Annotated in this window: 11 protein-coding genes; all 11 read left to right on the forward strand. The window is 62.8% G+C overall.

Annotated features, from left to right (window positions below; genetic code table 11):
* Positions 1 to 8: 8 nt before the first annotated feature.
* The 11 genes from IVB24_RS26485 (at position 9) to IVB24_RS26535 (ending at position 12,990) form a co-directional block, all read left to right on the forward strand.
* The gene (locus IVB24_RS26485) at positions 9 to 1,115 is read left to right on the forward strand and encodes a DegT/DnrJ/EryC1/StrS family aminotransferase (protein WP_094895402.1); all 1,107 of its coding nucleotides are present in this window, start codon (positions 9 to 11) and stop codon (positions 1,113 to 1,115) included.
* Positions 1,105 to 2,223 carry a DegT/DnrJ/EryC1/StrS family aminotransferase gene (locus tag IVB24_RS26490; protein WP_247769560.1) on the forward strand — a complete coding sequence of 373 codons (1,119 nt, stop codon included), beginning with the start codon at positions 1,105 to 1,107 and terminating at the stop codon, positions 2,221 to 2,223. The genes IVB24_RS26485 and IVB24_RS26490 overlap by 11 nt, the downstream gene beginning before the upstream one ends.
* On the forward strand, positions 2,220 to 3,026 hold the full coding sequence (locus IVB24_RS26495) for a sporadic carbohydrate cluster 2OG-Fe(II) oxygenase (RefSeq protein ID WP_094972017.1): 807 nt from the start codon (positions 2,220 to 2,222) through the stop codon (positions 3,024 to 3,026). The genes IVB24_RS26490 and IVB24_RS26495 overlap by 4 nt, the downstream gene beginning before the upstream one ends.
* The gene (locus IVB24_RS26500) at positions 3,019 to 3,411 is read left to right on the forward strand and encodes an LIC12192 family sporadic carbohydrate cluster protein (protein WP_094972018.1); all 393 of its coding nucleotides are present in this window, start codon (positions 3,019 to 3,021) and stop codon (positions 3,409 to 3,411) included. Before IVB24_RS26495 ends, IVB24_RS26500 begins: the two co-directional genes overlap by 8 nt.
* 25 nt (positions 3,412 to 3,436) lie before the next feature.
* The gene (locus IVB24_RS26505; RefSeq protein ID WP_094972019.1) at positions 3,437 to 4,102 is read left to right on the forward strand and encodes a class I SAM-dependent methyltransferase; all 666 of its coding nucleotides are present in this window, start codon (positions 3,437 to 3,439) and stop codon (positions 4,100 to 4,102) included.
* On the forward strand, positions 4,080 to 4,655 hold the full coding sequence (locus tag IVB24_RS26510) for a WbuC family cupin fold metalloprotein (RefSeq protein WP_094972020.1): 576 nt from the start codon (positions 4,080 to 4,082) through the stop codon (positions 4,653 to 4,655). Before IVB24_RS26505 ends, IVB24_RS26510 begins: the two co-directional genes overlap by 23 nt.
* A 61-nt stretch (positions 4,656 to 4,716) precedes the next feature.
* The gene (locus IVB24_RS26515; RefSeq protein WP_247769561.1) at positions 4,717 to 5,697 is read left to right on the forward strand and encodes a lysylphosphatidylglycerol synthase transmembrane domain-containing protein; all 981 of its coding nucleotides are present in this window, start codon (positions 4,717 to 4,719) and stop codon (positions 5,695 to 5,697) included.
* Between the two features lie 28 nt (positions 5,698 to 5,725).
* Positions 5,726 to 8,014 carry a hypothetical protein gene (locus IVB24_RS26520; protein WP_247769562.1) on the forward strand — a complete coding sequence of 763 codons (2,289 nt, stop codon included), beginning with the start codon at positions 5,726 to 5,728 and terminating at the stop codon, positions 8,012 to 8,014.
* Positions 8,015 to 8,223: 209 nt separating this feature from the next.
* On the forward strand, positions 8,224 to 10,194 hold the full coding sequence (locus IVB24_RS26525; protein WP_247769563.1) for a hypothetical protein: 1,971 nt from the start codon (positions 8,224 to 8,226) through the stop codon (positions 10,192 to 10,194).
* Between the two features lie 392 nt (positions 10,195 to 10,586).
* A complete protein-coding gene (locus IVB24_RS26530) occupies positions 10,587 to 11,804 on the forward strand; it encodes a class I SAM-dependent methyltransferase (protein ID WP_094972024.1) in 1,218 nt (405 codons plus the stop codon).
* The gene (locus IVB24_RS26535) at positions 11,797 to 12,990 is read left to right on the forward strand and encodes a class I SAM-dependent methyltransferase (protein WP_247769564.1); all 1,194 of its coding nucleotides are present in this window, start codon (positions 11,797 to 11,799) and stop codon (positions 12,988 to 12,990) included. Before IVB24_RS26530 ends, IVB24_RS26535 begins: the two co-directional genes overlap by 8 nt.
* Positions 12,991 to 12,999 lie beyond the last annotated feature (9 nt).

Consider the following 12,999-nt stretch of genomic DNA (forward strand, 5'->3'; position numbering starts at 1 on the left):
CGGGTCACATGTACGACGTTCGATATTCCTATCTGCTCGAGCAATTCTCCGACCCCGCCCCCATTCTGGCCGAGATCGGCCGGCTGGTTGCGACCGGTGACTTCACCCTTGGCAAGCCCGTCGCCGAATTCGAGAAGCGCTTCGCCGAGCTGATCGGCGTGCGCCACGCCATCGGCGTCGGATCCGGCACCGACGCGCTCAAGCTGCCGCTCAAGGCGCTCGGCGTCGGCCACGGCGACGAGGTCATCACCGCCGCCAACACCTTCATCGCCACCGTCGGCGCGATCGCGGAAACCGGCGCCACGCCGGTGCTGGTCGACTGCGACGATTCCTTCTGCATGAACGTCGACCAGGTCGAAGCCGCCATCACCAAAAAGACCAAGGCGATCATGCCGGTCCAGCTGACCGGCGAGGTCACCGACATGGGCAAGCTGATGCCGATCGCGCAGCGCCACAACCTCCCCGTGGTCGAGGACGCCTGCCAGGGCATCCTGTCGGAGTTCGCGGGAAAGCGCTCCGGCACCCACGGCATCGCCGCCGGCTTCTCGCTGCATCCGCTCAAGAACCTCAACGTCTGGGGCGATGCCGGCGTCGTCGTCACCAATGACGACGGCATGAACGAGAAGCTGCGCCTGATCCGCAACCACGGCATGAAGAACCGCGACGAGATCTCGATCCTCGGCTGCAACTCGCGGCTCGATTCCCTGCAGGCCGTCGTCGGCAACTGGCTGATCGGCCAGACCGGCGAGATCACGCGCCGCCGGATCGAGAACGCGGCGTATTACGACGCCGGCCTTGCCGGCCTGCCCGGCTTGCGCGTTCCGCAGCGCCGGCCCAACGTGAAGCACGTCTACCATCTCTACATGGTGTTCGCCGAGCGCCGCGACGAGCTCTACCAATACTGCCTGGACAACGGCATCGAGGCCAAGATCCACTATCCGATCCCGCTGTATCAGCAGGAAGGCCTGAAGCATCTCGGCTACGCGCCCGGCACTTTCCCGGTCACCGATCGCCACGCCAAGGAAGTCATCAGCTTCCCCGTCGACCAGCATCTGACCCGCGCCCAGCAGGATCGCGTCATCGAGACCGTCAGGAAGTTCTGCCATGGACGCTGACACCGGCCGCCGGCGCATCGGTTACGTCAATCTTCCCGCCCAGTTCGAGGAAGAACGCACCGAGATCATGCAGGCGGTGGAAGGCGTATTCCAGCGCGGCGACTTCATCGGCGGCGCGGCGGTCGGAAAGCTCGAGGAAGAATTGTCCGCCTATCTCGGCTCGCCCCATGTGGTGACGCTGAACTCAGGCACCGACGCGCTGATCCTCGCCCTGCGGGCGCTCGACATCGGTCCCGGCGACGAGGTGATCACCCCGCCGAATTCGTTCGTGGCATCGACCGCCGCGATCGTCGCGGTCGGCGCCACGCCCGTGTTTGCGGACGTGCTCCCGGACCAGAACATCGATCCGGCCGCGGTCGAGGCCGCCGTCACGCCCCGCACCAAGGCGATCATGCCGGTGCACCTGACCGGACGCATGGCCGACATGGGCCCGCTGATGGCGATCGCGGACAAGCACGCGCTCGCCGTGATCGAGGACAGCGCCCAGGCCGTCGGCTCGACCTATGACGGCCGGATGAGCGGCACCATCGGCACGTTCGGCTGCTTCTCCGCCCATCCGCTGAAGAATCTGAACGCCGCCGGCGATGCCGGCTTCCTCGTCACCGCCGACGCCGAGATGGCCGCACGCATCCGCCGCCTTCGCAATCACGGCCTGATCAACCGCAGCGACGTCCAGGAATGGGGCATCGTCTCACGGCTCGACACGCTTCAGGCCGAGGTGCTCCGCATTCGCCTGCGTCATTTGCCCTCGGTGATCGAACGCCGGCGCCGCAACGCCACGCAATACCGCGCCGAGCTCGCAGGGCTCCCCCTGTTCATTCCGCCCTGCCGCAACATCGAGTTCAACACCTTCCACACCTTCGTGGTGCAGACCGACCGCCGCAACGATTTCCAGAAATATCTTGCCGACAAGGGCATCGAGACGGCCATCCACTATCCGGTCCCGATCCATTTGCAGCCGGCGGCGGCGCATCTCGGTCAAGGCCGCGGCGCGTTCCCGGTGACGGAACGGCAGGCGGACCAGATCCTCACGCTTCCCATCAACCAGTTCCTGTCGGCCGCCGATATCAGCTATATCTGTGCGATCGCCCGGGAGTATTTTGCATGACGGATACCGACTTCCTTCAGGCCGATGAGCAGGCGTTGGCGCAGCGCTTCATCGACAACGGCTTCGTCACCACGCCGGCCGATGATCGCGCGGGCCTCGACCGCATCCAGCGGCGCGCCGCCGAGCTCGCGGCCGACTATCTCAAGCTGCCGCACAGCAACGACCCCTATGCGATGCTCGACAGCATCCACACCAGGGTGAGCGTGGACGATCTCAACGGCCTGCGGCTGCACGTCTTCAATGGCCTCAACGCCGAAGCCTGGTTCCGGCCGACCTATTTCCGCCTGGCGCGCTCGACGATCGAGACCATCGTCGGCAACGAGCTCTGCATGCAGCGCCGCGTCAATCTCAGCATCCAGATGCCCGGCGACAGCTCGTCGCTGCTCGCCACGCATTCCGACGTCTGGTCGGGCGATTCGCCGTTCGAGGTCGTGGTGTGGGTGCCGCTGGTGGACGTCCACCACACCAAGGCGATGTATCTGCTGCCGCCATCCCTGAACGGCGACATGCAGGACCGGATGGCCGACCTGCGCAGCGCCGAGGAGCTGTACAAGACGATCAAGCCGCACGCGACCTTCATCGAGATCCCCTACGGTCACGTGATGCTGTTCAATCAGACCCTGATGCACGGCAATCGCGTCAACGAGGAGCCCGGCACGCGCTGGAGCATGAATTGCCGGTTCAAGAGCATCATGTCGCCCTACGCGGACAAGCGCTTCGGCGAGTTCTTCGAGCCGATCCTGCTGCGCCCGGCGACGCGGGTCGGCATGCAATACAAGCTGCCGGGAGGCTTCCATGGCTGAGCGAGCCGGCCATCGCGGCTATATCGGTGCCCGGCCCCTGAACGGCAGCCGCACCCCGCAGCACGTCCAGAACATCGTGATCCGCGACTACGCGCGGCGCAAGAACCTGCAATTCCTCCTCAGTGCCGTCGAGCACATCATGCCCGGCAGCTACATGGTGCTCGAAGACATCATGGACGAATTGCCCCGCCTGAATGGCCTGATCCTCTACAGCATCTTCATGCTGCCGCCCGACGAGGCACGGCGGCGACAGATCTACGACCGCGTGCTGCGCGAAGGCTGCGACCTGCACGCCGCCGTCGAGGAAATCACGCTGTCGTCGCAGAAGGACATCCAGGCCGTCGAGGACATCCTGCTGGTCAATAAATACGCCACCATCCTGTGACGATGTCACGGACCGGTTGGCCCCCATGACCGAGATCAATCTGCTCCAGCCGATGCACGCCTCGACCAGGCGGAATTACGTTCAGCGCGTGGTCGAGCACGACAAGGCGGAATCCGCCACCGTCGCGCGGAAATGGGGGCGCGACTACTGGGACGGCGAGCGGCGTTACGGCTATGGCGGCTATCGCTATGACGGACGCTGGCGCCCACTCGCCCAGACCCTGATCGATCGCTACGGCATCAAGCCCGGCATGAGCGTGCTCGATGTCGGCTGCGGCAAGGGCTATTTGCTGTATGAATTCACCCAGCTCGTCCCCGACCTCACGATCGCCGGCATCGACATCTCCGACTACGGCATCGCCAACGCCAAGGAGGAGGTGCGGCCGCAGCTCCAGGTCGGCAGCGCCGTCGAGCTCCCCTACCCCGATCACGGCTTCGACCTCGTCGTATCGCTCGGTGTGCTGCACAACCTTCCGCTCGAGGACGTCTTCCGCGCGGTGCGGGAGATCGAACGCGTCGGACGCGGCGCCTCGAAATATCTGATGGTGGAATCGTTCCGCAACGAGCGCGAGAAGGCGAACCTGCTCTACTGGCAGCTCACCTGCCTGAGCTTCCACGGCCCGGAAACCTGGGCCTGGATCTACGACAATTGCGGCTATCGGGGCGACCATGGGTTCATCTTCTTCGAATGAAGCCGGCCTGCGCCGGTCGACATCGCTGCGCGCGCAGAATCCGGAAGTGTACTATTCGGACGACGCCATCGTCACGGCGGACGACGCCACGATCGCGGAGCTGAAGCGCATCGCCGCCGGCAACCCACGTCTGCGCAGCCGGCTGTGCACGCACCCGGATCCCTCGTCCGGTCTGCACGAGATGCTGATCGTGCATCACCGCGAGGCCTATGTCCGGCCCCACAAGCATCTCGGCAAACCTGAATCGTTTCACGTGATCGAGGGCACCGCCCAGGTCGTGATCTTCGAGGATGACGGCCGCATTCGCGAGGTGCTCGAGATGGCGCCCTACGGCCAGGGCAAGCGCTGCTATTACCGAATGCCCGAGAAGGTCTTCCACTCGATCCTGATCACCTCGGAATGGCTGGTGTTCCACGAAACCACCGCCGGCCCGTTCGATCCCTCACGCACGGTCTTTCCCGACTGGGCCCCCGATGGCGGCGACGCCACCGAGGTCCAGGACTACGTCACCCGGACTGGCGCGCTCGCCGCGGAGCATCTGGTGCGACGGTAGATTCGACCACACGCGCTGCTCGACGATCCCACCCGCGAATGATCGAGGACGACACCAGCCGATGAAGCTGCCCGCAAAAGCACTGGTTACCCTGGTCAAGTTCGCGGTGTCGATCGGGATCCTGGTATTGCTGTTGCGGACCCAGGATTTGTCGTCCCTGCAAGCCGATCTGCTTGCCGTCAAATTGCACATGCTGGCACTCGCGGTGCTGCTGCTGTTCGCCCAGACCTTCGTTCTCTGCCACCGCTGGATCCTGATCCTCCGCGCCATGAGCGTGCCCATGGGCTGGCTGCCCGGCTGGCGCATTCTCATCATCAGCACCTTTTTCAATCAGGTGCTGCCCGCGGGCGGTGACGCGGTCCGGATCTGGATGCTGCGGCGGAATGGCGTGCAATGGTCGCAAACGATCGGCAGCATCGTGGCCGATCGCTTTCTCGGCCTGTTGGCTCTTGGTTTCATCCTCCTGGCGGGATTGCCGTTCCTGCTGGCGCGCGTCCCCGACAATTCGCTCCTGTTCGCGATCGCAATCATTCTGTCGGCCGCATGCCTCGGCGCAATCGCCCTGGTAACGCTGGACTGGTGGCCGCCGGGCGTGATCGCGGCCGTGCCGTCCAGGTTCGTGCAGTTCGCGATGCTGGTCCGGGCTCCGTTGCTGGCGGCCGAGGGGCGAGCGATGCTGATTGGGTCCGCCATTGCCGTCCACCTCATCACCGTCGCGACCTGCTATGTCCTCGCAATCGGACTGCAGGCGCCGATCTCCGCACTCGACGCCTTCGTCCTGGTCCCGCTTGTGATCCTGTCCTCCGCGATTCCGATCTCGATCGGGGGATGGGGCGTGCGCGAAGGCGCGATGGTCGCTGCGCTCGGTCTTGCTGGAATCGCAGCCGACAAGGCGCTCGCGATATCGGTCTTGCTGGGTCTCGGCGCCCTGATCGTCGGGTTGTTCGGCGGGCTGGTATGGCTGATCGCGCCGGAGCGCGCCAGCTTCAGCCCCGACCAGGCGCGGACCATCACCGAACGAGCCGATGCAGCGCCGGTCTAGCATGGGCGCCCCCAGACAAGATCCAGCGATGGCAGCCACCGGGCTGCGCCTGCGCGCCAGCGTCGAGACATGGTCGTTGCGTGTCCTCATCTTCGTGACTGCCGCACTGTCCATCTGGTTCGTCAACCGAACCGGCACCTACCGCACCCTGCTCTTCGATGGCGGCTGGACGACTCGATTTTACGTCCTCGCCTGGATCGTCCTGACGCCGTATCTCGGCTGGCTCATCATGGCGACCGGACGCCTGGTCTTCTCGCTCATCAGGCACGAGCCCACTCAGCGCGTCGACGAGTTCTTCGTCGGCGCGGCCGCGCTCATCTTGACGGGATTTGGGCTCGGCGCACTTTCCATCCTGTACCCCCCAATCGTTCTCGGATTTGCGGCCGCGGTTCTGCTGTGGGATAGCCGCAGCTTCAGAAAGCCGCGGAAATTTGCGCTGACCTTGCCGCTGCTCGCAACATCGGTGCTCGGGCTATGGCTGCTGGCGACGGTGTTCATCGATCGCGCTCTCATACCTGACGTCATGTCCAGTGACGTCCAGCAGCTCTACGCCCCGTATCTTGCCGAGGTTGCGAGAAATCACAGCATCTGGCTCGCGGCCGACAATCCCATCTTCTCCGACTTCGAGGTCGGCCACGGAAACGGGCTGCATCTGATGCTGGCGACGTTTCTGCCGCCCCATGTTGCCCAGATCATCTCGTTTCTCTACTTCGTCGGGATCGGCGCGGTGATCTTCGAGCTCGCCCGCCTCGTTTTGCCGTTGCAGGCACTTGGACGCCGCTGGGAAGACGCGACGATACCGATCGCGTTCGCCTTGGCGGTCCTCGGGCTCGCATGGCCGCAGACGATGCCGAACCTCAGGCCTGGCCTCTACGTCATGGAATTCGGCAAATACCACCTTCAGACGGCCGCCTTCTTCGTCTACTTCCTGTTGGTCGTCATTCGATCGTCCCAGAGCCGGGATCGGCTTGCCGCCGGCATGTGCGGCCTTGCCGTTGCCGCGTCTTATCCGCTCTACGCAGCGTTCGTTTTCCTGATCTCGACATTGGGAGCGTTCACCAAGGCGCTTCAGCGCGACCGATCTGGTCTCAAGACCTGCGTGCTGCTCGGCTTCGGGGCGATTGCCGGATGCGTGCTGGCATTCTCCGTCAACTATTTCTATCTCGGAATTCCGGCAACCAATCCGTACTCGCTGTTCCGGCGGGTCGCATCGGTCGAGCGTTTCTCGCAATTCGGCAGCCTCGATATTCTCGATTATTTCGTGCTGGCGCAGTCGCTGGACGTCAGCGATTTCCTCAGCAAGGCAGGATTGCTCGCCTTCCTCAAACAGGTGAGATCCGTTCTGCTGGTCGCAATTCTCATCACAATCGCAATGTGTGCCGTCACGTTCGCGGGTTCGAGGCTGTTCCCCGATCGCTCCGATGTCTCGAAACCGGGGACATCGTCCAATCCCGTCGGGCTCTTCATTGTCGTCGCCTACTTGGCCAGCGTCCGACTTCTGGATCTGACGCTGAATATTCCGAGTCTGATGAGGTTATCCGTCCATATCAACGCATTATTTCCGCTTGCGACCGTCGGGATCGTCTGTTGGGGACTGGTCCTCGTGCGGCGCGTCAAGCCTGCCTGGTTCGCCGATCGCTTCGCGCCCCCAGTCGCCTTCGTGTCACTCCTCGTGGCCTGCGCCTGGGCGACCAATGCACATCCCTGGAAGAGCTTCAAGAATGACGAGGCCATCACCTTTGTACAGGGGACGGCACTCGATCGAATGCCCAACGTCAAACTGAACTGGCAGCGCTGTGACGAGCTGCAGCAATCGACCGGCTCGGATCGCATCCTCGCCCTCAATGGTTACCGCGCAATGGTGCCCTGCTATTTCTCGCCGCTGCTCACGCGGGGCAAGATCATCCACACCTATCAGAGTGACGTTGCGCGCGACTTCAGGAAGATCGCACTGGGAAGCGCCGACACGGCAGAGGCCACCCTTCGATCCCTTGGCGTAAAGTTCTTCTATGTCCAGAAACAGAATTGCGATTTCTGGCTCAATGGATTCTCCGACCTGTTCGAACGAGGCGAGCTGGCGCGGCGGTTCACCGTCTATCGCGATACTGCAGGTTATTGGATCTTGACCTGGAAGAATCGCGATCAAGCATTGAGTCCCGAGATCGAAGCCGCCATTTCGGCTTTGAGGACGAGATCGAAAGACATCTACCGGGAAGGCTACGGCACCGATCCGTTCGAGGTGATGAAGCACGGTTCGGCCCGTCGCGGCGAACGCGGGAATATCGCCGTACTCGATCAGCTCTTCACCTGCCAGTGAGCTCTGTTCCCGGGGAGTTCGAACATCGGATGGCGAGTATCGACCACAGTCCTGCTGGATTGTTTGAGCGAGGCCGTGGTGATAAAGGCGCAACACAGGACCTGACTTTAAGACGATTGGAGATTGGTCGTGATTTCGGAGAGCCCGAGTTTTGCTGCCGCCGTTGACGTCTCTTCCTGCACGGTCGCTGCCGGCGTCGAGTTATCCTAGTGGACCGCGCGAGGGAATGCTCGATCGCCGCCAGGGCAGTGGTCGCCGCGCTGCTCGGGTGTGCCGCGGTCTACCTGGCACTGCTGCTGCTGAAAGATCACCTTCCGGCATTTCAATGGAATTTCGACGATGGCTTTGATCTGACTGCAGCCCAAAAGAATTGCGACCTCTGCAAGAAGGCATTCTACGGGTCGTTCTTTCTATCGGCGCCGATTGCGGCTGCGGCCGCGTTGTATGCGTCGCATCGATCATCGGGCTCACTGCTGCTGAGCGCGCTCACTGCGTTTCTGGTCTATCTCGCAATCGATTTCGCCAACGATCGTGGCAACTTCCCGTTCGCGGTGGTCATTCTGGGGATCGCGGCCGTCACGGTCGAACTCAACCGGCGGGCCAATCCCTCCTTCTCGCCCGCCAGATCTTCCGCGGGCTTTCCGTTCCGCGTCGGACTGATCGATCTGCTTCCGATCGCTTTTCTCGCCCTGTTGTTGATACCGTCCGATCTGGAACGCGTGACGTCCGTCGTGCGGGACGAGGCGCATAAGGTCAGTTACTTCATCGGACCCGCGCTCTACGGCTACGCGCCCGGCCTTGTTCCGGGATTGGACTACCATTCGCATTATGGCCCGGCGCTGGGCTGGTTCTTCCATCTCATCATGGGAGATGGCTGGAAATCAGCGGCCATGCGGGTGGTCGGATTGAACATTGCCATCACGCTGGCGACCTATATTCAGGCATATTTCTTGCTGACCTATTTGGTCAGGTCGAGGCTCGCCGCGATCGGTATCGTCTCGGCTCTGGCGGTGCTGGCCTTCTCCACCGCCAACCACTTCTACTCTCCGTCCGCCTATCCGACCCGGTTTCCTCTGCTGATCGTCTTCGTGCTCGCGATCGGCCTGCACTGTGTCGCCCCCAGGCGTCCGGGATGGCTGATCGTGTCCGCTGTCTTCTGCGCGCTCTCGCTGCTCTGGCAAACCGAGATCGGGCTGTTCTTCCTCGTCACAGGCACATTCGTCGCCGCGGTCGCCGGCGGCTTCCCGGACTACCGCAACGTGGCCGTATTCGTCGGCACCTCGATTGCGACCGCAATGTTGATATGCCTGCTGCTGTTCGGATCGAGAGCGCTTTCCCTGACGTTCCTGATCGAGTGCTTCCGTCCGCTCGTGCTCTACGGCACGGGGTGGGGAAGCGCACCCATCAAATGGTTTCTGCGCTGGAGCATGATCTATAATCTTCCGCTCCAGATCGTCGGCTGCCTCACGATCGGCTGGGCCACGATACGGCTGTCACGGCCGTCAGACTCCGCACGCGACCGGTTCGTGACCGGAGTGCTGCTGGCACTGTCGATGATCGGCATTGCGCTGATGATCAAATGGGTCAACAGGACGCTCGACGCAGTCTGGCACCAGAATGCCTTGCCTCTGGTCATTGTTGCCGCCTGGTGGGCCCATCAGCTCACCATCGAATGGCGACCCGCGTTTCGGCGTGCGCTCGGCGCCCTGTCGGCCGTTGCTGCGGTTCTGGTTCTGCTCTTCGTGCAGGACATTTACAATCCGCACCTCTACGGCCTGCGATCCTACGCAAACTATCCGAGCCTTCTGAACTGGCCGTTCGTTTCGACGACCCCCGGCACGTGGCAAGAGGATTTCGGCCGGATCACCGAGACAGAAACCAAATTCATCCAGGACAATACGAAGTCAGACGAACGTGTCCTGGTCATCGCGATGATGGATTGGGCCTATCTGGCGCAAGCGCATCGCGCCCCCCAGGCCTATTTCATGCCGCTCCTCGTCGCCTTTGATGCGCAGTTCATGGATCGCACGATGAGTAACGCTAATCGGCTGTTTTACGACGACATCGTCGCGCGCCGGCCCGACAATCCCCGCATTCGCGAGGCCATGGTGTGGATCAAGCGCGATTTCGTGGCTGTGGAGACCCGGGGAAATCTGACGCTCTACGAGAGGCGGAAGTGATCCTGCCCCGCTTCCGGGCCGTGTAGACCGCATCCGTCGGCGCCCTCACATCCTCAGCAGTCCCGTCTTGCAGGTGCGATGTGAATGCCTTTTACATCGAACGACATGTCGAACTTTTGGGCGCCAGGACGACATGACCAGGGAATTCGAACGAATATCGGATGGTATCGCAGCACTAGCCGCGCGGCGCCGTGTCGCCAAGATTCAATCCCGAAGTCGGCCGATGCAGTTTTTGCGCGGCCACCTCTGAGATGCCCGCAGACGGTGTGCAACCCAACTTATCAATTGAGGTGCACGCTGTGGCCCTATATAGCCCTATATCGGCTGCCAGCCGCGGGCCGTAGTCGCCCGGGACGCCGATTTCAGACCTGCTCCTGCAAAGAGTTAAAGCCGTGACCGATCATTGCCGCCTTTGCCATTCGACCAACCTGCGTCCGGTCATCGACCTCGGATTGATGCCGATCGCGCATCGGCTTCGGCACAGCCGAAACGAGCAGGATGAACGATATCCGTTCGAGGTGCTGGCCTGCGGCGATTGCGGGCTGCCGCAGATCGTCAAGCCGATCGATCCCGACATTCTGTACCGGCAGTTCAACTACAATTTCAGCAGCTGGAAGCCGGAGCCGCATCAGGCGGACGAGCTCGACACCATCGCGAAATTCTCGAAGCATCAGTCTGTGTTCGAGATCGGATGCAACGACGGCCTGTTCATGGACAAGCTTCGCGAGCGCGGCACCAAGGTCATGGTCGGCGTCGAGCCCAATCCGGTGTCGGGCAAGATCGCCCGCGAGCGCGGCATCAAGGTCTATGCCGACATGCTCAGCCCGGAGATGGCCCACGACGCCGTCGCTCAGTCCGGCAAGTTCGATCTCGTCATATCGCGCCAGGTGCTGGAGCACATCGTCGATTTCGAGAACTTCTTCGACTGCGTGAAGATCGCGCTCAGCGACGACGGTCTGCTGTTCATCGACGTGCCCGATTTCGCTCCCGGCTCGGCGCAGGGAGACCTCTCGGTTCTCTGGGAGGAGCACGTGAGCTATTTCACCGAACCGACCCTGCTCGCGCTGCTGGCGCGCCACGGCTTCGAGGCGGTGTCGGTGAAGAAATACAATTTCAGCGGCGGCAGCCTCGCGATCGCCGCCCGCCGCGCCAAGAACCTCGTGACGCCTCCGCCCGCGCCATCCGGCGTCGGCGAGAGATTCGGTCAGCGCGCACGGGAGTACGGCGCACGTCTCCGCCCGATTCTCGCGAAAGCCCGCGCCGACGGCGCCGAGATCGCCATCTACGGCGCCGGCTGCCGCGCCTGCACCTTCACAAACGCACACGAGCTGGCGGATCTCGTCGACCTCTCGGTCGACGACCAGAAAGAGCGCCAGGGGCTGTTCCTGCCCGGCACCGGCATTCCGATCCGCTCGCCTGAGGATCTCGCCGGCAAGTCGGGTCCCCTCATCTGTCTCCTCGCCGTGAACGAGGAGAACGAGGCCAAGGTCAGCAGCCGGCTGCGCGACAGCGTGAAGCGTCCGCTCGAGATCGTTTCGATCTTCGCGCCGAACGACATCTGGAGCGGGCTCGATCGTCTCGAAGCGGCGCTAAGGTCGCAGCATGGCTGAGGACAAGCTCTTCAACTATTACGAACGTCAGGATGTTCTGCCGACGTTCGGGAATTTCAAATCGTCCACCGAGCTAGAGGCTTACGCCAAACAGCGGCGCGAGCTGTTTTCGGACAAGCTGGTGCTGCCGCCGCGGCTGTTCCGCGATGCCGATGTGCTCGAGTTCGGCCCCGATTCCGGCGAGAATGCGCTGGTGTTCGCCGGTTGGGGCGCGAACATGACGCTCGCCGAGCCGAACCGGCATGCACACCCGAAAATCGAAGCTTACTTCGCGCATTTCGGCCTGAACCAACGTCTCCGCGAACTCGCACTCGCCGACGTCGAGGGCTTCAGCAGCGATCGCCGCTTCGACATCATCGACGCCGAGGGCTTCATCTACACGGTACAGCCGAGCGAAAAATGGCTCGGCATCTTCCATCGGCTGCTCAATCCGGACGGTTATGCCGTCGTGTCCTATTACGAGCGCTATGGCGGCTTCTTCGAGCTCGCGCTCAAGGCGATCCATGCGGCCGGCAAGGCGTTGAGCGGTCGCGCCGCGCTCGATACGGCGAAGATGCTGTTCGAGGCGAAGTGGGACAGCATTCCGCACACGCGCAGCTTCGAATCCTGGCTGATGGACGTGTTGGAGAATCCGTTCGTCCGGCATCGCTACTTCCTCGACGCGGCCAGCTTGTGCGCGGCGGCGGATCAGCAGGGGTTCGACGTCCATTCGGCATGGCCGGCCTATCGCGACAGCCTGGACATCTACTGGCACAAGAAGGTGCTGTCCGGCGACGACAAGCTGCATCGCGCCAGACGCCATCTCGACCGAAGCCGCCTGAGCTTCCTCGGCGGACGAAAGCTCTATCTGGTCGGCAAGACCGATGCCGTGCAGGCAATCTCGGCATCGATCGAGGCGCTGGTTCTCGACGTCGATGGCATGATCGACGATCCCTTCGGTGCCAATCTGCCGCGCGTCATCTCGGGCCTTGCGGCCCTGCGCGAGACGATCCGCACCGCGGACATCCTCGCCGACGATACCGCCGACATCGAAGCCATCATGGCGACACTCGACAGCTTCCATCGCATCTTTGGCGCGATTGGGCGACGGGATGCGGCTGCGGTCGCCGCCCTCACCCAGGCGGATCCGGCATTCATCAACATTTGGGGACAGCCGGCGCATTTCCTCGTGGTCCGGAAGCGCTAAGGGATCGTA

It is taken from the genome of Bradyrhizobium sp. 192 (assembly GCF_023100965.1).
GTDB lineage: Bacteria > Pseudomonadota > Alphaproteobacteria > Rhizobiales > Xanthobacteraceae > Bradyrhizobium > Bradyrhizobium symbiodeficiens.